The sequence below is a fragment of the Thermodesulforhabdaceae bacterium genome (genome assembly GCA_037482015.1).
In the GTDB taxonomy this organism is placed as follows: domain Bacteria; phylum Desulfobacterota; class Syntrophobacteria; order Syntrophobacterales; family Thermodesulforhabdaceae; genus JAOACS01.
The window spans coordinates 1-23947 of record JBBFKT010000007.1 but is presented as its reverse complement, the minus strand read 5'-3'; the positions used below and the strand labels follow the sequence as shown (position 1 = coordinate 23947).

The following is a 23947-nucleotide window of genomic DNA, read 5'->3' as shown; positions in this document are numbered from 1 at the left end:
AGTCGTGGAAAGACGGTTGCCCGAAGTAGAAATCTATACTGATGGAGCCTGCAGTGGTAATCCAGGTCCCGGTGGGTGGGCAGCCATTATCAAATATGGGGACAAGATTGAAGAACTGTGGGGATTCGATCCAGAAACCACCAATAACAGAATGGAACTAACATCGGTTATTGAAGCTCTGAAGCGACTCAAGAAGTCAAGTCGAGTAGCCATATACACAGATTCTCGCTATCTCAAAGATGGTATAACTTCCTGGATTTATAACTGGCAAAAAAAAGGCTGGAAAACATCATCAGGCACACCTGTAAAAAACAAGGATTTATGGCAGTCCCTTCTCGAACTCATTCGTCCTCACCATATTGAATGGCACTGGATTCCCGGACACAGTAACCATCCTGAAAACACTCGCTGTGACGAACTTGCTAGAAAAGCAATAAAAGAGGCTCTCAAGAAAAACTAGCGGATCTAATTGCAATTTTTCAAACCTGTTGGCTGATTTTTTATGTATCGGGCAAGAACTTATAAATTGGTAGAGGCACCCGCAGAATGGATGCCTCTGGTTTTTGTGGTAAGTAAGCTAAGCCGTTGCTTCTACAACTTCCCCTTCTTGAGTTTCAATCTTTACCACTCGCACTGCACATACTTTTAATTCTGGAATCTTAGCTACAGGATCTAAAGCCGCATTTGTAAGCCTGTTTGCTGTCGCCTCGGCGAAATGGAAAGGCATGAAGATAAGACCTTGTTTTACCGAGTTGGTAATAATGGCTCGAGTTTCTATAGCTCCACGGCGACTTTCTAATCTCACCATTTCCCCATTAGAAATACCCAACCGAGCAGCGTCTCCCGGATGAATTTCCATGTAAGGCTCGTCAATTTCTCGAACTAGATGAAAGGATCGACGAGTCATGGTACCGGTGTGATAGTGGACATAAATTCTCCCAGTTGTAAGCCAGAATGGGTATTCTTCGTCGATTTCTTCTGCAGGCCCCTTGTGTTCGACGGCGTGGAAGAGCCCTTTCCCTCGAGCAAATTGTCCTCGATGAAGAATCGGTGTTCCTGGATGATCCGGAGTTGGGCATGGCCACATCAAGCCGTCTCGCTCTTTATCAAGTCGTTCATAAGAAATTCCTCCATAAGATGGTGTAAGAGAAGCCAGCTCTTTGAACACATCTTCTGATGAAGTGTAATTCATGGGATAGCCAAGCCGGTTCGCCAGATCCTGGAATATAGCCCATTCGAATCTACCTTCCCCAACGGGTTCAACAGCTTTGCGAACTCGTTGGACTCGCCTTTCTGAATTGGTAAAAGTGCCGTTCTTTTCAGCGAAGGAAACCCCTGGGAGAACTACATGAGCAAGCTCTGTGGTGGGGGTTGGGAAAATATCTATCACGGCAAGAAGTTCTACTTTTTTTAGAGCTTCTTCCACATGGTGTGTATTGGGATCGCTTACCATGGGATTTTCTGCCATTATAACCAGGGCTTTCAATTTTCCTTCCAAAATAGCGTTGGTCATTTCAACCAGCGTAAGCCCGACGTTGGGAGATAGGCTTACGCCCCAGGCTTTTTCGAATTTTTCTCTATTGGCTGGAACATTGACAGCCTGATACCCCGGATAAACATTGGGTAACCCGCCCATGTCACAAGCTCCTTGAACATTATTTTGTCCTCGGAGCGGATTTACTCCTGTAGATGGTCTTCCAATGTGGCCACAGAGCATCGCTAAGTTAGCAAGGCTTTTTACATTATCCACCCCCGTTGTGTGTTGGGTTATTCCCATACAGTAAAGTATTGTGCTTGTTTCAGATCGAGCGTAGTATTCGGCTATCTTTACGATATCTTCTTCTGGCACATCTGTAACTCGGGAAACTAGTGATGGTGGGTATTTTTCTATGACTTCAACAAGGGCTTCAAAATTTTCCGTCCGCTCTTCTATGAATTCCTTATTATGCCATCCTTCTTTATAGATTACATGCATTATGCCGTTTATGAGGGCTATGTTTGTGCCTGGTTTTGGCTGAACATAAACGTCTGCAAAACTTGCAAGGTGAATCCTTCTTGGGTCTGCAACAATGAGCTTTGCTCCTTTGGCTTTTGCTCTGTAGATTCTTGTGGCTACAAGTGGATGCGCAATGGTTGTGTTGGATCCTGTGACAAATATACATTTAGCATCTTCTATTTCTTTAAATGTATTTGTCATGGCTCCGCTTCCAAAGGCTGTGGCAAGACCTGCCACTGTGGAGGAATGTCAGAGCCTGGCACAGTGATCGACGTTGTTTGTGCCGATGACGGCTCGAGCAAATTTTTGAGCCACGTAATTATCTTCGTTAGTGCATTTTGCGCTTACGAGAAAACCGATGCTGTCTGGTCCATAGGTTTCTTTAATTCGAGCCAGTTCTTTTGCGAGGTAATCTAGAGCCTCATCCCATGAAACAGTTTCAAATTGCCCATTGCGTCGAAGTAAGGGCTTTGTAAGGCGGTCGGGATGGTGAATAAATTCGTGGATATTCCATCCTTTGATACATAATTTCCCTTCATTAACGGGGTTTGTTTTTGCAGGCAGAGCCCTAGACACTCTTCCTTCAATAACTTCCAGATTTATTCCGCATCCACATCCGCAGTAGGTGCAAATAGTTGGCACTAAACGATAATCCATCTCCCTATCCCCCTCCTGATAGGTTATTTAAGGACTTTAGAATGATTCTTTTGTGTTCAACTGACGTATATCACATACTTTCAAATCTGCACAGATTTTTTATAACTGTTGGCCGTTACGCTCTCTGGTTTTTCTCTGTTCTTCGCAATACCATTCTATCTGTCGGCATATACCGCGAATTATTTTTATGTCGCGAGCTCTAAGCTGCATCCTTGCAAAGAATCGACGTATGTTCATCATCCAGTATTCAGGGTTTTCCGGGTTTATGAAATGTATTTTTGCCAGAGTGGTGGCAAGGTGGTGATACATGTTTTCAAGTTCTGCCACATTGGCCAACCTGGGCACGAATTCCGGTGGGCGTTCAAGAGACGCAGTGAATATCTCATAAAGCACTATTATCACAGCCTGAGCCACATTAAGGGATGCGAATTCTGCTGTTGGGATGGTCAACAAGGCATGACAATATTTAAGTTCTCGATTTGCAAGCCCACGATTTTCAGGACCAAAAAGGAGCGCTATTTGATTGTTCTGACTAATGGAAACAAGCTCTTTAGCGAGAACTCTGACGTCTTTTATAGTAGGGCGATTGGATCCCTGACGAGCCGTTGTTCCAACGACGTATTGGAAATTTCCGAGGGCTTCTTCAAGATCGTCATAGACTTCCATGTTAGCCACAATGTCTTCGGCAGCATGAGTTGCCATAGTGAGGATTCTTGTGAGGTCGCAGTTTAGAGGATCTACTACGACAAGCCTGGATATGCCCATGTTTTTGCATGCTCTTGCCGCTGAGCCGATATTTTCTGGAAAATGTGGTCTGTGCAGCACCACAGCAAAATTTTCCAGTATAGCCAGATGCGTGCCGTTACTCACCTAAATTTCTCCTTTCTTTTCAAGAAGTGTTTGGGTAAAGATTTCTTGTAAGTTTTGAGTAAGAGGAAATCAAGATTTTTGGAGATGTTCAATAATGATCAGCCTCAATGCCCCAGAAATTGATACTCACGTAGAATGGGATTCTAATGGGGAATGCCCAATATGATGTGAAACTGCTAAAAAGCTACAAGAATGATTTTACATTGTTAATTATTCTCGTATAGATTATGATGCTTAATATGTAGATATCTACGAGTTCCAGTCCGGAAACCCAAAGGCAAAAACTGTTTCAATAAATATTTGGGGTAAGACACGCTGATTTATAGTTTTCAAAGATGATAAAGGAATAAAAATGAAAAACACGTTAAGGATTTTATTGTTTTCACTTTTTGTTATCTCACTGGTGGTTTTATCTGGACCTTCAAGTGCTCGGCAGGGAGCACCAGGATCTTCCCCGACAGTTCAGCCAAAAATAAGCAATTCTGGTGAAGGATGGGGAACTGTCTGTAACTATATACCCTTTAATTGTAATGTTCCCGTCGCATTTAAAGGGTGCTGTATGAGAAGGGTTCAAAGATTGTGTGGTGGCGATAATCCTACAGAGGATTGCGTTCAGGCCCAATATGATTATTGCGCTAGGACTGCCTGCGGAAGTTCACCCCGGCCATGAAAATCAAGGTTCCTTCGTATATTTTGCTTCATGGAGAAAAAGAAATTTTTTTAGTGACGCTAATTAAAGAACGCCCTTGGTAACACCATCAGATGCTTTTGTTTTCGTCTATTTTCCCTGTTATGATATTGTTTTAATTGAAAGCGAAGCTCTAAAAGAACTGTGAAAAGTCACAACCTCAGGAGTTTTCCATGGATTCCATAAAAATCGGCGTGAGTGCCTGTCTTCTCGGTCAGGAAGTCAGATATAATGGTGGTCATGCCCATGATAGATACATCACGGGAACCCTGGGTAAGTATATGGAATTTGTTCCCGTCTGTCCCGAAGTGGAAGCTGGCTTTGGTGTGCCCCGAGAAGCTATGCGTCTTGTAGGTGATCCCCAGAATCCTCGCCTGGTCACCGTAAATACCGGAAAGGATGTAACGGAGCAACTGCTGAACTGGGCAAAGAGCCGGGTTCGGGAACTGGAAAGGGAAAACCTTTGCGGTTTTATCTTCAAGTCCAACTCGCCAAGTAGCGGCATGGAGCGGGTAAAGGTTTACTCTGACAAAGGAATGCCCGCGAGAAAGGGGGTGGGACTCTTTGCAAGAGTTTTTATGGACCACTTTCCACGCATTCCTGTTGAAGAAGATGGGCGCCTCCAAGATCATGAGATCCGAGAAAATTTTATTGAGCGCCTTTTCACCCTGGCAAGATGGCGTAAGGTGTTACAGGAATCTAAGGATATCCATGGTCTCGTGAAGTTCCACAGTCAGCACAAATTTCTGATTATGTCACACAGTGAAAAGATTTGTCGGGATATGGGAAAGCTCGTTGCTCACGCCGGTAAATACGAAGCAGGAGAAGTCTTTGAACAATACGAAGATTTGTTGATGCAGGCCCTTAAGATGAAGGCTACCGTCCGAAAACACGCCAATGTTCTTCAGCACATGATGGGCTATTTCAAAAAAAGTCTTTCTTCCGATGAAAAACAAGAACTACTTGAGATCATTGATGAATACAAAAAAGGCTATCTACCTCTAATTGTGCCCGTAACTCTCATAAAGCATTATGTGCGAAAATACGGCGATCCTTACCTGGCCGATCAGGTCTATCTTAATCCCCATCCGCTGGAGCTTAAGTTAAGAAACCACGCCTGATTTTGACTGCGTATGGGGATGAAAATTTCCTTGATAAGAATTGTAGGGACGACGCATTCGTCACCCCTAAAACCTGCGATCCTGTTGCCATGACAACCCTGCATGGACAAAATTTTTGAACACTCACGGGGTTTTTAAGGAATGAAAGGAGATGGAAATGGCTGGAGATCAAAAAATACTTCTTACGGGACCCACCGGTTTTATCGGTGGTCGTCTTCTTCGTGCTCTTGATGAAAAAGGGTATTATGTCCGCTGTCTTGTCCGTATGGGCGAGAAGCTTGTGGTTCGGGGCGCCCCTTTGCGGCAGATGCCCGATGTTGTCTATGGGGATCTTCTCAAGCCAGAGACATTAAAACCGGCTCTCGAGGGGATAGATGCCGCCTACTATCTTGTTCATTCCATGGGTGGAAGGACCATCAAAGAAACCATCACTTTTGCCGAGAAGGACCGTAAGGCTGCTTTGAACTTCCTGCGGGCTGCCGAGTCCGCAGGGGTTAAAAGAATTATCTACCTTGGCGGACTGGGTGCAAAAAATGAAAAGCTTTCTAAGCACCTGGCAAGTCGAAATGAGGTAGCCGACATTCTTCAATCGGGAAAAGTTGAAACAACGGTTCTTCGAGCGGCTATTATTATAGGGGCCGGAGGAGCTTCTTTTGAAATTGTTCGGTATCTGGCCGAGCGTCTTCCTGTAATGGTGTGCCCTAAGTGGATTCGAACACGATCTCAACCCATAGCTGTTCAGGATGTTATTGCCTATCTGTTAGGGTGCCTGGAAAATCCCGCTACAGCGGGGCTTCGGCTAGACATCGGGGGGCCTCAAATCCTCTCCTATGCCGATCTAATCCGCATCTATTGTAAGGTTCGGAATCTAAAGAGAATTCTCATTCCTGTTCCAGTTCTGACGCCACGCCTTTCGGCCTACTGGATCAAGCTTGTAACCCCTGTTCCTGCAGGTATAGTTTTCCCTCTGGTGGAAGGTTTGAAGAACGAAGCTATCTGCCAGAACGACACCATCCGAAGATTAATTACAATTCCACTGACGACGATGGAGGAAGCCATCTGCCGTGCCCTTGCAGAGGAAAGTCAGGGTCCCGGTAAACTCCCTTCCGTTCAGTCCTGTTTTTTAAGCTGGAAGTAAACGATGACGGGAAGAATTCGGTGTTTCAGGCTTCATCTTATAATGGGCAACGCTTACCTTTTGGTTATGGGATCGAGGTCTCTTCTTGTTGATGCTGGCCCAAGAGGAAGCAGAAAACTGCTTTTAAGGTATCTCCGTAAATATAGCATTGCACCTGAATCCATTGAACTTATTGTGCTGACCCACAGTCATTTAGATCATGCGGGAGGACTTAAAGAAGTTATGGAACTTACCGGATCTGCTCTGTGTGTTCATGAGTCTGAGGCTCCTCTGGTTCGTTCCGGGGAGATGGTAGTTCCGCCGGGTGTGACAAAGATTGGCAGGCTAGCTTCGAAGATCGGGGGATTTCTAAGACCTTTTTTTCGATACCCTCCCGTTGATCCTGACATTATCATATCGGGACCCCTGTCCCTGGAGCCCTTTGGCTTTCCCGGTTTGGTTTTGCCCACGCCAGGGCATACGGCTGGATCCCTTTCGGTTATCCTGGAAAACGGCATGTGCTTTATTGGAGACAGTGCAGCGAATCTCCCCGCATTTTTAGGTGGATCCCTCTTTCCTCCCTTTGCCGAGGACAAAGAAGCCCTGCTTTTGAGCTGGCGTCTTCTTCTTGATACCGGAGCAAAGCACCTTTATCCGGGCCACGGCGATCCTTTTCCGGCGAGCTTTCTCGAAAAATTTCTATAATTAACACCTCTATACTTTTTAATAGATCCATTCCAGACTTGAGGGTGTTCTAAAAACTCCGTAATAAATTGTAGGGACGACGCATGTGTCGCCCCTACAGTTATGTGGGTAATCGTATATTGAGGTCGTTTTTTAGCTACCTGGGTCCGGGAAGGTCTTCCAGGCTGAATTTCGTTCCTGACTTTTCTATATTTCGCCACTTCATAAGAGAAATTCTAGAACACCCCCTCCAGGCTTGATCTCAATTTAAACTCTTTTCTAAACTCAAAAATCTTTAAAGTCTTGCTCGTCAAGAGGTATGATCTGGTGGGGCTTCACCTCCTGTTTTGCTAGGGCCTTGGTGTGATCATGACTTGACTCAAGAACCTTCATTTTAGGCTTAAGGACTTTTATCTGACCCTTTTCAGAAGCTTTCGAAGGCAATTTAGCCCGCTCACGCTCAAAGGATGTTCCTAACCCAGTCACATTTAAGCTCCCTCTTATGAGGGCCACCAGTTCCTGAACTATTGTTTTCATCTCACCGGCCTGAGCATTCATTTCTTCTGCTGCCGCGGCTGATTCTTCAGCATTAGCCACATTCTGCTGAACCACCTTGTCCATTTCACTGACAGCCTTGTTGATCTGCTCTATACCCTGAGCCTGTTCTGACGAGGCCGTGGCAATCTCATCCACCAGCAAGCCAACCTTCTCCGCTATCTCAACATTCTCCTTAAAGGCTTCTTTAGTGGCTTCAGTAATCTCGCTACCCGCCTTTACAGATCTGATTATTTTCTCAATAAGTTCGGCAGTGCTCTTGGCTGCCTCCGCCGCCCTCATGGCAAGTTTCCGCACCTCTTCAGCCACCACCGCAAATCCGGCTCCTGCCTCTCCCGCTCTTGCTGCCTCAACGGCGGCATTAAGAGCCAACAGGTTCGTTTGAAAGGCTATCTCGTCTATGGTCTTTATGATCTTTTCTGTTGCCTCGCTCGACTTTCTTATATCTTCTATTGCTTCGGCCATGTCGTTCATGTGTCTGTTAACCTTCGAAACGATTTCCCTTGCTTCAGCCATACAATTTTTTGCTTGAACCGCATTATCTGCATTCTGTTTGACCATTGAAGCCATTTCTTCCAGGGAAGACGAGGTTTCCTCTATGGCAGAGGCCTGCTCACTTGCCCCTTCCGCTAAGGACTGGCTTGCTTCCGAAACCTGGGCTGAAACTGTCGCAACCTGATTAGACACGCTACTGAGTATGTCAACAGCCCTGTTGATGGGATTCGTAATAGAACGAGTTATGAAATAAGCAAATAAAACTCCAGCTACAAATGCCACACCCAAACCGATGATCGTCACTGTGGATGCCTTATTAAGCAAAGAAGATGATTCCCTGGCAATATTTAAAGTGTGGTCTCCGGCAGTTTTCATAAGATCCCGAGCCAGTTCAAGCACCTTTGTGCCAGTTTCAGTACGAGCAGTATGCACTTGCTCCAGTTCATTGGAAATTGAAAGCCATTCCTACATTTTCTCCTTGTAGGTCCTAGCTGACTGCCACACCTTTTCCAAAGCTTCCTTGTCAGCCTCAACCCGAAGAAGTAGCCGCAGTTCATTATAATTTTTCTCTATCTCAGGAAAGACCTTCTTAATGCCTTCTTCCATAATCTTGCTGTCACGATTTGCCCTAGACATAAGATTAGCTATACGAGCGAAATTTCCCTGATCTATCAAGTTGTTAACAAGGGTTATCTTTTTAAGCCTCTCTTTTAAGGCTTCCTGGGAGGCTCCTTCGTTAATTTCTCTTTCCATTGAGCTATTTTGATCATTTAAGACTCTATAGACGTTTTCCATATAAACACCGGCCGTACTGCGCATACGTGTAGCAGCTTCCTGCTGCTGAGTTATGAGTTTTTTGGTTCTCTCTACCAGTCCCTCATACTCACTCAGCTTCTTTTTTATTTCTTCCAAAGATTCCTTTAAGCGGACTGAATGGACAGACCTGGAGGCAAGGTCTTCGAGTTTTGCGATGGTTTCTTTAACCTGGGCCATGGCGGTCATGCCTTCCTCGTAAAATTTCTTATCACCGGTAAACCCATAGCCCCTAATGTTATACATGGTTCGGTAAACGCGCCTTTCAAGCTCGCTTGCTAAAATGGCCTCAGGTGTGTACTCCCTGGAGAGTTTGTCAACTCCATCTCTAACATAATGCATGTTAAAAACAGAAACAGCACCCACTATCAGGGAGATCACTATCAAAAACCCAAAGCCGGTACCAATTTTTGCGCCCAGTTTCATTCTTTTAAACATAACATTACCCTCCTTTCTCTAAAGTTAGCTCTACACCTGGTACTTGTATCGCTTAAGGCAGGTTAACTTCGAAAGGGTGAGGGCGTTGGGGTGAGACAATCCTTATGGGATAGATCCACTAAAACTCTGTTTGAATAGAGCTTTTGATTTTCGGGAATCAGAATTAGATGGCCCCCGTTTATCTCCGGATCTTCCCTGGTTTTATTTTCAGTTAGAAAGGCAAATGATTTTTTACCTAAAATCGTTCTCCAGCGATAGAGGTTATGAGAGAGGTTATAAAGTTAACTAAGTATTTCTGCATGATTTCAAAGTCCTTTTAGCCTAGTTATCACCTGTTGCTGATGGAGTGAGCTTTCTCTTGCTTCGCCTGACATTTCGTGATTGCTAAAAGGATCATACATCCTGCCTTATTTTTCCTCCTAATAAGAGTTCAATTAAAATTTGCTAAGTTATTCTTTTATTAGAAAAGGTTTATAATGCAATAATGTTTTAACTAATACGATGTGCAAGGCAAATTAAAAATCGAATGTGTTTTGTGGAAAAATCGTTAAAAAGCTTATTTTTTTAGATAAATAAAGTAGGGCTCTCTAGGAAAACAAAAAATCTACATAGGAGGGGGTATTGTATGTGTGTTGAGAAAATAAAAATTTCTACCAAGGAACTAAAAAAGTTACACCATAAGTATTTTGGCCAATCATAGGAACAATAGAAATGCTTTTATTTTTTTCTGTATCAAATACGGCTCCTGTTGACTCATAGGCTATATACCATCCTAAAGCGGCTTGGGAAAAATAGTGGGCATTATCGTTGATCCTTGAGAATGCCGGGGCTAGGGAAATAGCGTATAATGCGTATTTTATAAAGGAATTATCGTTCATCCTGGCTGCCACAAGAAAGGGAACAGCCCCAATGAAAGCATGGCTACTTACACCGTTGCCGTCATCTAAAGGACGCCATTTAGATCCGTGATCATGCTCCCCAGGTCTTCCTGCACCGGTAAGGCGCTGGGTTGCCAGTAGAGGCAAACCACCCGCAATGTATGATCTAAAAATCTTGTAACCAAAATCGCCGATTAGAGAGTCTTCCTGAATAAAAGATATGCTCGCCAATGCGAAGGAGATAGGCACAAGGTATTTTCCATCTCCAAAGATTCTCACACCTTTTGAAAAGGCATCGCTGCCACTATTTCTAATATGATCCTGGTAATAATTTTGAACCTTTTCGTCAAAGGTTGAATTTGCCATTGTGGCTCCTATGCCAAAGGCTACTCCAATTCGGAACAATCTATCTACGGAATAAAAATTACGCTGGTCCCGTATTAGATCATCAATCAGTTTTGATGATGCCGAAGATGATACCGGCAGGAGAAATCCTTTTAAAATTAAAAGCAGCAGGGCAGTAATATGGCTTGCTTTGTTAACTTGTGGCAAGTTCATCATGCTTTTTATACCTCTGTTTGTTTCTGGACTCTGTGCTCAGTTATTTCCCAGCTATGAGAGTGTTATTCTATTATAAAATCAGTTTTTTTCTAGGCTTTCGCTGGTTCGCTTTATTTTAGATTGAGTTCTTCGACCTTTTTAAGTTTTCTTTGGGCTTCTGACAGTTCTATCTGGGATTCCGTAAGTCTTTCCTTGTTGCAGTTGATCAATGTCTTTCCTTATTACTATTTCAGGTCCTGCACGAGGCGAACACTTTAGCTATGAAGAGAATATGACTTTTTTCCTGGTCTGCGAGTTCTTTGAGAATTTCCGAAGTCCTAGCATCCTTTGCTAATGTTGAAGCATTTTTATACAGGTCATAGGCGTGGTATTCTATATCCAGAGCCAGTTCAGCAAAGGCATAGCAGGAAGAGATGGGAAGAGCTTTCAATTTATTAATAGCTTCTTCCAGGGGTTCTCCTCCTTCCAGAATATTACCTGGTAAGGTTTCAAAAAGTTCTTCAAAGGGGGGCAGCAGAGGTTTTTTTGGGGATAAGGATTCCAGAATATGGTAAACGGTTTGAGCGTGGTGGCGTTCCCAGTTAATCAATTTCTTGGCTGTGTCTGCCCAGGCAGATTCTTGAGCCGCGGATAGAGTGTAAAAACGAAAAGCCCCTTTTTCTAAATTTATAGCTTCCTGCAATATTTCATGAAGAGATGTCTTATCAGCAAAAAGGTTTATTTTGGGGAAACCGGTCAATTCTTTACCATCCCAGGCTGAGTAGCCTCCTTGTAAGTTTATTGTTCGAGCCGGTTTCAGGTCGCTTTCGGCTATCATTAAAGCGGCAATCATAGATCTTTTTCCGCTACCGCAATACAGAAGAAGGTCTTTGTCCGACTCCAATGACCCTAAAAGTTCTTCAAAACGACTTAGTGGCATTAACCTTGCCCCTGGAATATGACCGGCGAGATATTCTTCGGGTTCTCTAACATCTATTAGTTCGTAATCTTTTTCTTTGCGATTGGCCCGGTAGTCTTCCAGTTCGTCTATAAACATGGTTTCTATGGCTGTGCCAGCCTTAGAACCTGTCATGGTTTATCCCCCTTTGTTGTTGCTTTGTGTGCTCTCACGATGTTAGCAGTTTACCTCAAGTTCTTTTTGTTGGCTAATGTGATCATTTCATTAGGGATAGACTCAAGGCCATTACCAGCATGCCAGCCACTATTCCGTAAATACTATCGTGACCCTTTCCGTAAGCTTTGCTTATCGGAATAAGTTCATCCAAACTTATATACACCATAATTCCTGCCACACCACCAAAAAGGATGCCCATGATCTCCGACGGGATCACCACAGTTTCGCTTCCAAAGTAGAAACGAATCGCAAGGTATCCAATAACAGCTCCGATAGGTTCAGACATTCCACTGAGTGCGGAGTATATTAAAGCTTTCATGCGACTCCTGGTGGCGTGTAGAATAGGGACAGATACGCTGATTCCCTCAGGGATGTTATGAAGAGCGATTGCTATAGCAATTGGCACACCCAAGCTGGGGCTTTCTAAGGCAGCCAGGAAAGTGGCGAATCCTTCCGGAAAGTTGTGAATTCCTATGGCTAGCGCTACGAAAAAGCCTATACGCATAAACTTATGGTGATTAACACCATGGTCTTGGGATCCGCAATGTAGCACAGGCGTAGCTTTTGATGACTCAAGATCCACTACCGAGATGGACTTATTTTGGGACAACTGAGTTTCTGCTTCCGAGTGGGTTTCATGAGGATTTTCTGCGGACGGAACAAAATTGTCGATGAGACCAATCAGCAATATCCCACCAAAGAAGGAAGCTACATTGATCCAGTTACCTGTGTAATCTCCGTAACGTTCTGATAAGTATTTTGCACTTTTGAAAAGTATCTCCACAAATGAAACATAAATCATTGCACCTGCTGAGAATCCTGTTGCTATTGAGAGAAACCGGTAATTTGGTTTTTTGGAAGTGAAGGCTATGATACTGCCGATTGACGTTGCCATGCCCGCAAAGGCTGTCAGGCCGAATGCAATCCACGCGTTATTCATACTGCGATAAGTCTTTTCCCTCCTTGATGAATACCAAAGCTCACTTGTTTATGTAACTAACTTATAAAGCTAAGCAACTTGTTTTTTATACAAAGTTCTTCAAAATCTTCACTATAAATCTGATCTAAAAAAATCGGGGTGAACAGGAAATGTCCACCCCTATTGCTCCTTAGCCAGTAATTTTCTAACTTTCAAGTTCTGGCAAATTCTTGAAGAATTCCAGGCATTCCGGATTGACAAGAGCTTCCACGTTAGTTACAGGGCGACCATGAATTAGATTCGTTACAGCGCTTTCGACCTTTTTCATGTTCCTTGTGTATGGAATGTCGGGCACTTCAATAATTTTTGCTGGAACATGTCTCGGAGAGGCGTTTTTGCGAAGAACAGTTTTTATCTTTTCTTTGACTTCGTCCGTTAGCTTATAACCTTCCTTCATTTTGACAAAAAGTATTATACGCTGATCGCCCTGCCAGTTTTGGCCTATAGCCAGGCTGTCCGCAACTTCAGGGATATTTTCCACCTGATTGTAGATTTCCGCGGTTCCAATGCGGACTCCCGAAGGCTTCAAAACTGAGTCGGATCGCCCTAAAAATGTAATACCACCGGTGTCAGAGTGGAAAATTACATAATCGCCGTGACGCCATACGTTTTTTCCGGGGAAGAACTCAAAGTAGGCACCTCGATATTTGGATCCATCAGGATCGTTCCAGAAATAGAGCGGCATTGATGGAGCGGCAGCTTCACAGACCAGTTCTCCTTCTCGATCCCATATATGATTCCCATTCTCGTCATAAGCCTTTACTCTCATTCCCAGAGCAGGTCCCTGAAGTTCACCGGCATAAACATGCTGAATGGGGCTTCCGATGGCAAAACAACCATTTATGTCGGTGCCACCGGAAATGGAATTAAAATGAAGATCTTTCTTGATGTCTGAGTAAACATATTCAAAACCATCCGCTGATAGAGGAGAGCCAGTCTGAGAAATTTGTTTTAGAGCGGAAAGATCACATTTCTTGCCAGGGCTTATGCCTTCTTTTCTAAGTGCATTAACATAGCTTGCGCTTAGTCCGAATATGGTTATTTTCTCGCGTTCAGCCATCTGCCACATAGCATAGGCGTCTGGATAGAGTGGATTGCCGTCATAAAGCACCATTGTTGATCCCACAGCGAGCGAGCTTACAAGCCAGTTCCACATCATCCAGCTACAGGTTGTGATATAAAATATTTTGTCTTCTCGTTTGAGATCAGAATGGATGATCAACTCTTTTAGATGATTTATCAGCACTCCACCTGCGCTCTGAACCATACACTTTGGCTTTCCTGTGGTTCCGGAAGAAAACATGATGTAAACAGGATGATCAAAAGGAAGTTGCTCAAATACGGGATCCACATCTTCTGCACCGATAAATTCTTCAAACCTTACTGCTTTGGGCATCTGTGAGAGATCTATTTGATTTCCTGCGTAGGACACAACAACAACCTTTTCTAGAGATGGCATTTTGCTGGCAAGCTTTAGAGCGTTTGAGAAGGTATCGAATTGTTTGCCTTTGTAGAAATAGCCGTCAACCGTTAGAAGAACCTTGGGTTCTACCTGACCGAAACGATCATAAACAGCTTCAGGTCCCATATCCGATGCACAGGACGACCAGATCGCTCCAACACTGGTGGCTCCAAGCATAAATGCCACCGTTTCAATCATGTTTGGCATGTAAGCTACAACTCGATCCCCCGGCTTAACACCCATATTTCTTAGAGCACGGGATATTTTTCCCACCAGCTTGTAGAGTTCACGGTATGTTATGGTTTTTCTTTGTTGAGTTTCACCAACAAATACTATGGCTGTCTGATCGTCACGGTATCTCAAAAGGTTTTCTGCAAAATTCAGTCGAGCTCCACTAAACCATTTGGCTCCCGGCATTTTGAAAGGATCATCCACCACTTCGTCGTAGGGTTTGCTGAAGACGATCCCACAGAATTCCCAGACACTCGCCCAAAAATCGGGTATATTGTTAACTGACCATTCGTAGAGTTCCTTGTAGGTCTTAAAGGACTGTTTTGCGTATTTTTGGCTCAGAAATTTCATGTAAGCAGTGATGTTTGCCTGAGCAATTTTCTCTTCTGATGGCACCCATAACGGTTTCTTCATCTTCCTTTTCCTCCCAGCTCTAGTTTTCCCGTTCTGACTATTACACATCCCCTACTTTCTCGACTTTTGTTTTATCATAACAGCCCTAAAGTTTCAGTTTGTCAAATATTTTTTGAAGCTATCTCTAAAGGAGGTAAAAAGGAAGCTAGAATTAATCGATGGTGGCGGATGATTGTATAACTTGAGATGACCTCTCGGTGTTCTCGGATGGTTAGCATATTTTCCATGATTTTAACCTGATTGTCACATATAAACCAGGTACAGATGTAAGGGCGAAAAAGCCTGGGGATGGTGCAACCGCGATGCGGTTCCCAATAGGAACAAAGTTTTTGTTCCGGTGATGAGCGAGTCTGATGAGGTGGGTAAAAAGATCCATGGATTGTAAGGAAAAACAGGTCCACCTCATTGTAAAAAACATTTTTTGCGTGACAACAAATGTCGGCACAGGACGGACAGGTGTGGATACACAGCAAATCCATCAGTTCGTCGAGTTTTTTCAGTTGTTCCTCTATCGCAATCGCTGAACTGGTGAGCATTCTTCTGGAGAAGGAATCAACGTTTTTGAAATGAAAGGCTAATGTTTCCTTGATTTTCTGCCATTCGCTACTGTTTAGAGGTTGCCGGATGACGGTTGGTTCTTCAATAACCATGCTGGGGATGCTTTTTGATGAGAGAATCATTTTTTGTCACCCCCTGTAACAAAGGTTTTCTGGTTTGTTTAGGATAGATTTAACTTTATTGCAACGGTGCGGTTAGGTTGAATTTTCGGATACCATCTCTGGAAGGTGAGGGTGTTTTAAAAACTCCGTAATAAATTGTGGGGGCAACCCATGTGTCGTCCCACAGTTATGCGGTGAATCATATATTGAAGTTGTTTTTTAGCCACCTGAGTCTAGGAAGATTTTCCAAGCTGAATTTCGTCATTCGAGGCATCATTGTAGGGGCAACCCCTTGTGGTTGCCCCATAATAGGGCAGGCACAAGACCTGCCCCTACAGACGGCCAGAACTTCCTCCTCCCCCTTTGATAATGGCCGGCGCTACGAACATATCACCCACTTTTTAGAACACCCTCCCCGGAAGGTTGACAAAAGTCTTTAATGGACAAAATTTGATTTAGGGAATAGCAATATCATTGTGTTCGTGTTTGTTCATTACGCCTGTTGCTGTAATATCTATGGGAGGTTTTAATGAAGGCGTGGATATTTCTTATTGTGGCGATAATTTTCGAGGTTGCCGGCACCACTTCAATGAAACTTTCTGAAGGGTTTTCCAGGTTGGTCCCATCAATTATGTTGTTTGTTTTTTATGCGGCATCCTTTGTGGGAGTTACCCTGGCGCTGAAGGAGATTGATGTAAGTGTCGCCTATGCGATTTGGTCAGGTCTGGGGACAGCTCTAATAACCCTGATTGGCATTTTCTTCTTCCGCGAGGCGGTAACCGTCCTGAAGATTGTGAGCATAATCCTTATTATCATAGGGATTGTGGGGCTTAACCTGGCTGGAGCAAGGGAATAACCCCAGACTGGGTCCAGGAAGTGTTCTTTGAAGTTAAGGGTTTTCTGGGCAAAAGGGAAGCTACTTCATTTTCTTGGGGTTTTAAACTCCAGCATTACGGAGAGTTTCTGGTAGATTATAATGTTGATGGGTCAGCTAAAGGTTTGCTGACTGTAAACCCTAAAAAGTTTTTTGTCTTTCAACTCTCAAGATGCTAATGTGCATCGCTTAACGAGTTTGATTTTAGAAAGCATTTTCGCATTTCAAGTGTTTTGGAATTGCGAGTGCGATAGGGGGGAGCCAAGTGAAGATTCCTGTTACTATACCCTTTGAATCTTTCAGAATAAGATTTATTGATGTGGTTGTTTTTTTATTCTTTTGTGGAATTCTCGGGCTGGTGGTGTATATCGCCTCCGAGTGGAGCTATCCAGTAGAGAGATCCCTTCAGATTAACCTGGATCCAGGAAACATACCATCTTACGCAGTTCAATCCCTCGTCAGAATGATTTTAGCTTATTCTCTGTCTTTGGTGTTTTCTATCTGGTATGGCTACACTGCTTCCCGAAGCAAGATGCATGAACGGCTCATGATACCCATGCTGGATATTCTTCAGTCCATCCCTGTTCTTTCTTTCCTTCCTGCTGTAGTGCTTGCAATGATAAATCTTTTTCCCGGACAGAGAATCGGAATAGAAATAGCATCTATTGTTTTGATTTTTACCGGACAGGTCTGGAACATGACCTTTAGCTATTACCATTCCATAAACACCATTCCTCGAGAATTTCGGGAAGTGACTGTAGTTTTCGGATTTAACCGTTTTTCTAAATTTCTTCGTGTTGACCTTCCCGCAAGCGCTATAGGACTGATCTGGAACAGCATGATGTCCGTTTCTGGTGGATGGTTTTTTCTTATGGCTTGCGAGATGTTTGTTTTGGAAGATAGAGATTTCCGCCTTCCTGGTATAGGCTCCTATATACAGATGGCAGCTTCTCAGGGAAACATACAGTGTGTGCTTTACGGTCTGGGTGCTATGATCGCCATGATAGTCGTTTTAGATGTGCTTATCTGGAGACCTCTAATTGTATGGTCACAGAGATTTAGAATGGACACTATACCCCCAGAGGAAGAGCGTGAGTCAGTTGTTCTGGATTTTATTAACACTTCCGTGGTTTTGAGGAAAATCGGGGGTTGGTTAAGCGATGGCATTGATTGGATTGAAAAATCAAGTTACAGGTTACCATCACCACGTTTTGGCAAGATTTTTCAATGGATCGGTAAACTGACTGGAATTTTAGAACTCCTGGCCATCGGCTTGATTCTTATCTGGGCAATTACGAAGGTCAAAGATCTGGTTTCATCAGTAAATTTTAAGGATGCAATAATGATTGCCGAGGCAGCCTGTTATTCTTTTGCCAGAACTTCTACAGCGATCCTTATCGCTCTTTTATGGACTCTTCCTGCAGGTGTTTATATAGGGATGAATCCAAGAGCTGCCAATGTGCTTCAGGGTATTGTTCAAATAGCCGCAAGTGTTCCTGCAACAGCCCTGTTCCCCGTTATCATTCTTTTCCTTATAAAACTTGGAGGTGGACTGGACATAGGAGCGATCTTTTTGATGCTTTTAGGCACTCAGTGGTATCTCTTATTTAATATTATTGCGGGCGCTTCAGCCATTCCCAAAGATCTTATTGAGATAGCCAGAGCCTACAATGTTACCGGATGGAAAAAGTGGCGAGTGCTCATTCTTCCAAGCATTTTTCCTTACCTGGTCACGGGACTTATTACTGCTTCAGGTGGAGCATGGAATGCAACGATTGTGAGTGAATATGTTTCCTTTGGTGGAGATATAATGAAAACTAAAGGGCTTGGAGCACTGATAAGTCAGTCCAGCGCCTCCGGGGATTTCGGGCTTCTTTTTGTTTCCACCTGTGTAATGGCCGCTATAGTAGTAGGAATAAACAGGTTGGTGTGGAAACGATTGTTTTACATCGCCAAAACCAAGTATGTGCTGGAGTAGCTAATGGAAAGGGAAGTCATACTGGAAGCAAAGAATATTAAAAAGTCTTTTCTGATTGGTAAAGGTCGTGAGGTAGTAGTGCTTGAAGGTATTGACCTAAAGATTTACACCGGAAGCTTTGTAGCCATTTTGGGTCAATCTGGAGCCGGTAAATCTACTCTGCTGAGAATACTTGCAAGATTAGTGGATCCCACCGAAGGTGAAGTGCTATACCGGGGCAAACCCCTGAAAGAATCTGATGCCAAGATAGCCGTTGTGTTCCAGAGCTTTGCTCTTTTTCCGTGGTTTACCGTGCTTGAAAACGTTGAAATAGGGCTTATTAAAAGCGGACTTCCTAAAGAAGAAATCCGAAGAAGGGCTCTTCAAGCCATAGATTTAGTGGGACTTGACGGTTTTGAGGATGCCTATCCTCGAGAACTAAGTGGTGGAATGCGACAGCGTGTAGGAATAGCAAGAGCCCTTGTGGTAGAACCAGAAGTGCTCCTTATGGATGAACCCTTTTCAGCCCTGGATGTGTTAACGGCTGATAACCTCAGAAATGACCTGATAGATCTGTGGCGGGACGGCAAGCTCCCGGCTAAAGCGATCGTGCTGGTTACTCACAACATTGAAGAGGCCGTAAATATGGCTTCTAGAGCGGTAGTATTGAGCCACAACCCCGGTAAAATAAGGGCGGAAATCCCCATTCAGTTGCCATACCCGAGAGATCGAACATCGAGAGACTTTAAGTTTATACTTGATAAAATTTATACCGTGATAACCAAGCCGGCTGAAGAAGTGCCGTTTTTACTGGAGGCTGGAAGATACCAGTTCATTCCCCATGCCAAAGTTGGAGCCGTTGCAGGGTTGGTAGAGCTAGTTCACGACAAGGGTGGACAGGTGGATGTTTATGCCTTGAGTTCAGAACTTACCATGGAAGTTGACGATATTTTCCCCCTTATAGAAGCAGCAGTGTTTTTAAATTTTGGAGAGATTCGCGAAGGTGACTTTATACTCACAGAAAAAGGGAAGGAATGGGCTGAAGCCGACGCTCTCAAGAAGAAGGAAATATTCCGGGACGCTGTGCTAGAAAACATTCAGCTCATCAAGCAAATAATGCAGGTTCTAACAACGATGTCCAAACACAGAGTTTCCGAAGATTTCTTTATCGATATTCTTAAAAATCATTTCACCCCGGAAGAAGCATGGAACCAGCTAGAAACAGCTATCGATTGGGGGCGCTACGCAGAACTCTTTACCTATGATTACGATTCTGGTGAGCTTTACCTTGAAGAACCGGAAACTCAACCTTAGAATTTCATCGTAGGACTTGCTTCTGCTTAGCTGCAGAAATAAGTCAACGATGGAAAAATATACTAAAATTCTAAGGAGATTTGGGAATGAAAAGAACGAAGTGGCTAGAAGGAATTAAATTTATTTGGGCGATGGTGACTTTATTAGCTCTTGCCGCCTGCGCTCCCTCTATCTTTAACCAGTATGCGGCTCAGATTAAAGAACCAGTAAGTCTAACCCAGGCGAAGATGAACCCTTCTCGCTACAAGGGGGAAATGGTCATATGGGGAGGAAAGATCGTTAGAGTTTCCAACAGGCAGGATGGAACCTATTTTGAGATTCTTCAGTTTCCACTTTCCTATGACGCCAGACCCAAGGTGGGTGATCAATCGGAAGGACGTTTCGTAGCCCTTTATCCCGGTTTCTTGGATCCTGCTATTTATCGGGAAGAACGATTGGTTACTGTTGCTGGACGTATTCAAGGCCTTGAGATGATAACCATTGGGGAGACCAAGCATTCTGTGCCAATGATAAGAGCCGAAAAGGTTCATCTCTGGGAAGATGAAAGAATTGTGTATTCCCCCTGGTATGAATCCTGTAACGATGTTGTATGCTTCCACACTTCCTACTGGTTCAGATGGCATCGTCATTGTTGCTGGTAAGGTAAAAAAGAAGAGTTCATTTTAGAATGGCTTTACTGCATAGATACTGTTTTGTGATTCTTTAGAAAGCAGTTATGTCATAGTAAAATTGGGATATGTGCGGTCAGTTTGGCCGAAGACGGCGGTAGAATATTGGGAGAGTCCCCGTCCTCGGCGACCGATGCATTGGAAATTCCACGATTCCCTGTGGCCATAAGAAAAGTTGCCGAGATGAACGATAAACAAAACAGATTGGCAGAAACCATTGGGATAGGGGCGCAGTCAGTTTGACCGACGTCACCCTTTCAGGCGCATGTAGGGGCGCACGGCCGTGCGCCCCTACTGCACAACCGTCTAATTTACGCCACTTCCCTTGATCACGAGAGCTTTGCAGACTTCAGCCCGCTCGCCCTGCTACAAACTCCATCCCCGTTGACGGGGAGGGCTGGGGAGGAGTCCGGTTCTTGTCCATCGGCTCGCAGTTTCGTTCCACGCTTCCTCCCCACACTCGGTCACCCTCGTGCAGTTGCACTTCCCTTCGCTCGCTGTGATCAACTCACGGGAGGATTTTTAAATCCAGGAAGCACACCCATGCCGGGTGCATTAAATTGTAGGGGCCTGTTGTGACGTGCCCCTGCATTATGGCGATAATTTCTGACTTCTCGGTATGTTTTAGACTATTATTAGAACATATCGCTCCTGAGATCCATCCCAGCCAGGTAAGGAGCATATTTCTTATCCGTTCCAAGGATATGTTTCTTAAGCCAGTCGGTCAGGAAGTTTAGAAGTTCTATACCAATACCAGTTTCGCCCGTTTTATATCTATCAACCATCTCATGAACTTTATCTGTCAGGCGTCTGTGAGATTCTCTATGGCTTTCAAGTTCGGGATAGTTTGCTTTTTCCATGTAGTATTCTTCTGTCTTGAAATGTCTGGCTGCGTAGTCTACAAGCCCTGCAAGGATTCTATCCAGTGCGTCTTTTCCGCGCCCGGTAGCCATGGCTTCGTTGAGATCGTTTACCATCTTGAAAAGCCTTTGGTGTTGATCGTCAATTTCAGGAACTCCCACAGCATATTCAGGCGACCATAACATGATAGGTTTTACCTTTACTGCCTTTCCTGCTGGAACTGCTGTGGCTTTTTTAGGAGCCGCAGCCTTTGACGTTGGAGCCACAAGTTTTTTAACAACGCCTGCAGGTTTTGGCAGCGTCGTAACTTCTTTAATGGTTTTTTGTGTCTGTCTATCCGTCGATAGCTTTGAAACTTCAGCTACTTCAGAGTCTCTTCCTCCTACTATAGCTAGAAGTTCCCCCACGTAAGAGCGCAACTGCTCTGACTGAGCATTCAGTTCCTCCGCTGCCGCAGCCGATTCCTCAGCATTTGCTGCATTAGCCTGAATAGATTTATCCATCTCTGATACGGCTCTATTTACTTGATCGATACCATCTCTTTGTTCCTGAGATGCCGCTGCAATTTCCCCAAGCAGTTCGGACACTTTTTCTGTGCTGTAAACCACCTTTGCAAAAACCGCTTTTGTCTGTTCCGTTGCGCTCATGCCGGCTTTAGCTTTTGTAACTGTGGCTTCGATTAATGCTGCCGTGTTTTTTGCCGCTTCAGCCGCTCTCAGAGCCAGTGATCTCACTTCATCGGCTACCACTGCAAAGCCAGCTCCAGCTTCACCTGCTCTGGCAGCCTCCACAGCGGCATTCAAGGCTAATAAGTTAGTCTGAAAGGCGATCTCATCAATGGTCTTAATGATTTTCGATGTTTCTTCGCTTGCTCGGTTTATTTCCTCCATAGATGCAGCAAGATTATCCATAGAATCATTGGCATTGGAAACTATCTCTTGAGTTTCTTTCATAAGCCTTTCAGCTTCTGAAGCGTTGTCTGCATTCTGGCGAGTCATGGAAGCCATCTCTTCCAGAGCCGATGATGTTTCTTCTATTGCCGCCGCCTGCTGAGATGTAGATTCTGCAAGGGTCTGGCTGGCGGAAGAAACCTGAGCCGAAGCCGCTGCTACCTGACTGGCTCCATCAGAAAGACCTTCCGCAATTCGCCTGAGCACTCTAGTGGTTGATATGACAATATAACTCCCTATTAACATAGCTAGAATAGCGCCGATTAATACCCCTGCTATAAGAAGCATTCTGGATGACCTGACAGCAGATTTTGAGTTGTTAACGGCGGTGGCTTCCTCTTCTTTGATAGTTTTCGTAATTTTTGAGAGAATGTCAAAAACTTCTCCTTGTTTTACTAATAAAACTTCCTTGCGGTATCTGGCCATCTCTTCATAAATCTGTTCGCTCTGAGCTGGCATTTCTTCCAGCTTGTCGAAATATTCGGACATGACTTTCGATGTTTGATTAAGCTGTGTTCTATAGACCATGTTAGCAGTTTCCAAATCTCCGTTTTTTGCTGCATCTTTAATCTTTTTAACTGCTTTGTGGAATTCCTCGTGAACGGGAATTATCTGCTCTATCAACTTTGAAATACGCTCGTTGTCTGTTTTGAAAGAAGCCAGCCACTTGCCGAATTCACATTGAGAAGCGTCTTCTCCCCCTTCAAATTCTTCTTTTAGTGTAAGAAGATTGCTCACTTTAAGCATGGTTTGGTAATGGAGAAGGCGAAAATGGTCAATTCTTTCAAGCAATTCCATCGGATTTGTAATTCCAGAGGCTTCTATATCTTTTGCCATTTGAAAGAACCGATCTACCGTAGATATGTAATCGTTTAACTTGGCAGTGAGCTGTTTTTCTAAATCTATTCTGGTAGATGTCTTATTTGGCACGGCTTCGAGTTTTTTCAAATCTTCGGAAAGAATCTTTTTAGCTTCTTCCACATTTGCAAACTGACTTGCTCTGTCTTCTTTAGACAGCAGCGGGTTCATAATGGTTCTTACGGCAATCTGGAGAGATCTCAAAGTTGATCCTACGTCTTCTATGGCAGATATGGATGGGATAACTTGACCGTTTAAGACGCTGATGTTTCCAATAAGTCTTTGCAACCCAATCCATCCTACAACTCCTACGAAGATAGCGATAATAGCGGCAATTCCGAATCCTCCCATAACTTTGGAACTGAGCCTCATAGGACCCTCCTTTTTCTGTAATGTTAGGGAATTTACAACTTTTTAGTGCTGATAGTAGTGAATCTAAATTAATTACCAATAGCAATTTATATCAATTTTATCATTCTGATTCAAATAAAACTTGAGGATATTCGAAAGTTTCCTATATGGGGTGGAAAAGCATAGAAAAGGCAGGTATGGAGCTCAACAAGTAAGACCTTTCCAGATTTTGGCAGTTAAAAGACGATGCAATATATGATTCACCGAAATAAATGCGGGGCGACGCATGCGTCACCCCTACAATTGGTGCGCCCGGCATGGGCGTGCTCCTGGAGGTGAAAGTCCTCCCGTGAGTTGATCACAGCGAGCGAAGGGAAGCGCA

General features: G+C 44.0%; 18 protein-coding genes. 8 read left to right on the top strand and 10 right to left on the bottom strand.

Annotated features, from left to right (window positions below):
- The first annotated feature begins 4 nt into the window (after positions 1-4).
- Entirely contained in the window at positions 5-460 is a 456-nt protein-coding gene (rnhA, locus tag WHS38_08835; protein MEJ5301078.1) for a ribonuclease HI, read from the top strand.
- Positions 461-577: 117 nt separating this feature from the next.
- Here the strand turns inward: rnhA and fdhF are convergent, their stop codons facing one another.
- On the bottom strand, positions 578-2653 hold the full coding sequence (gene fdhF / locus WHS38_08830) for a formate dehydrogenase subunit alpha (protein MEJ5301077.1): 2076 nt from the start codon (positions 2651-2653) through the stop codon (positions 578-580).
- Positions 2654-2752: 99 nt separating this feature from the next.
- Positions 2753-3523 (bottom strand): RNA methyltransferase, encoded by a 771-nt coding sequence (locus WHS38_08825; protein MEJ5301076.1) that lies wholly within the window; start codon positions 3521-3523, stop codon positions 2753-2755.
- Between the two features lie 861 nt (positions 3524-4384).
- Between WHS38_08825 and WHS38_08820 the strand changes: the two genes are divergently transcribed.
- The 3 genes from WHS38_08820 to WHS38_08810 all read left to right on the top strand — a co-directional run bounded on the left by WHS38_08820 (position 4385) and on the right by WHS38_08810 (position 7154).
- Positions 4385-5332 (top strand): DUF523 and DUF1722 domain-containing protein, encoded by a 948-nt coding sequence (locus WHS38_08820; GenBank protein MEJ5301075.1) that lies wholly within the window; start codon positions 4385-4387, stop codon positions 5330-5332.
- Positions 5333-5489: 157 nt separating this feature from the next.
- Positions 5490-6470 carry an NAD(P)H-binding protein gene (locus WHS38_08815; GenBank protein MEJ5301074.1) on the top strand — a complete coding sequence of 327 codons (981 nt, stop codon included), beginning with the start codon at positions 5490-5492 and terminating at the stop codon, positions 6468-6470.
- 3 nt (positions 6471-6473) lie between these two features.
- Positions 6474-7154 (top strand): MBL fold metallo-hydrolase, encoded by a 681-nt coding sequence (locus tag WHS38_08810; GenBank protein ID MEJ5301073.1) that lies wholly within the window; start codon positions 6474-6476, stop codon positions 7152-7154.
- Between the two features lie 264 nt (positions 7155-7418).
- On the opposite strand, the gene WHS38_08805 is transcribed toward WHS38_08810, so the two are convergent.
- From WHS38_08805 to WHS38_08775, 7 genes are all read right to left on the bottom strand, one after another.
- Entirely contained in the window at positions 7419-8615 is a 1197-nt protein-coding gene (locus tag WHS38_08805; GenBank protein MEJ5301072.1) for a methyl-accepting chemotaxis protein, read from the bottom strand.
- A gap of 33 nt (positions 8616-8648) precedes the next feature.
- The gene (locus tag WHS38_08800; protein ID MEJ5301071.1) at positions 8649-9434 is read right to left on the bottom strand and encodes an MCP four helix bundle domain-containing protein; all 786 of its coding nucleotides are present in this window, start codon (positions 9432-9434) and stop codon (positions 8649-8651) included.
- A gap of 650 nt (positions 9435-10084) precedes the next feature.
- Positions 10085-10873, bottom strand: coding sequence for a hypothetical protein (locus tag WHS38_08795; GenBank protein ID MEJ5301070.1), 789 nt, complete (start codon positions 10871-10873; stop codon positions 10085-10087).
- A 229-nt stretch (positions 10874-11102) separates the two neighbouring features.
- Positions 11103-11945 (bottom strand): rhodanese-like domain-containing protein, encoded by an 843-nt coding sequence (locus WHS38_08790; protein MEJ5301069.1) that lies wholly within the window; start codon positions 11943-11945, stop codon positions 11103-11105.
- 82 nt (positions 11946-12027) lie between these two features.
- A complete protein-coding gene (gene zupT, locus WHS38_08785; GenBank protein ID MEJ5301068.1) occupies positions 12028-12927 on the bottom strand; it encodes a zinc transporter ZupT in 900 nt (299 codons plus the stop codon).
- A 184-nt stretch (positions 12928-13111) separates the two neighbouring features.
- The gene (locus WHS38_08780) at positions 13112-15073 is read right to left on the bottom strand and encodes an acetoacetate--CoA ligase (protein MEJ5301067.1); all 1962 of its coding nucleotides are present in this window, start codon (positions 15071-15073) and stop codon (positions 13112-13114) included.
- 101 nt (positions 15074-15174) lie between these two features.
- Positions 15175-15753, bottom strand: a complete 579-nt coding sequence (locus WHS38_08775; GenBank protein MEJ5301066.1) for a hypothetical protein — start codon at positions 15751-15753, stop codon at positions 15175-15177.
- A gap of 508 nt (positions 15754-16261) precedes the next feature.
- Between WHS38_08775 and WHS38_08770 the strand changes: the two genes are divergently transcribed.
- The 4 genes from WHS38_08770 (at position 16262) to WHS38_08755 (ending at position 20518) form a co-directional block, all read left to right on the top strand.
- Entirely contained in the window at positions 16262-16588 is a 327-nt protein-coding gene (locus WHS38_08770; GenBank protein MEJ5301065.1) for a multidrug efflux SMR transporter, read from the top strand.
- Between the two features lie 283 nt (positions 16589-16871).
- Positions 16872-18584: an ABC transporter permease subunit gene (locus tag WHS38_08765; protein ID MEJ5301064.1), complete on the top strand. Its 1713-nt coding sequence runs from the start codon at positions 16872-16874 to the stop codon at positions 18582-18584.
- A 3-nt stretch (positions 18585-18587) separates the two neighbouring features.
- A complete protein-coding gene (locus WHS38_08760) occupies positions 18588-19877 on the top strand; it encodes a nitrate/sulfonate/bicarbonate ABC transporter ATP-binding protein (protein ID MEJ5301063.1) in 1290 nt (429 codons plus the stop codon).
- Positions 19878-19963: 86 nt separating this feature from the next.
- A complete protein-coding gene (locus WHS38_08755) occupies positions 19964-20518 on the top strand; it encodes a Slp family lipoprotein (GenBank protein MEJ5301062.1) in 555 nt (184 codons plus the stop codon).
- 662 nt (positions 20519-21180) lie between these two features.
- Here the strand turns inward: WHS38_08755 and WHS38_08750 are convergent.
- Complete coding sequence (locus tag WHS38_08750; protein ID MEJ5301061.1) at positions 21181-23586, bottom strand: bacteriohemerythrin; 2406 nt, start codon at positions 23584-23586, stop codon at positions 21181-21183.
- Positions 23587-23947: the final 361 nt, after the last annotated feature.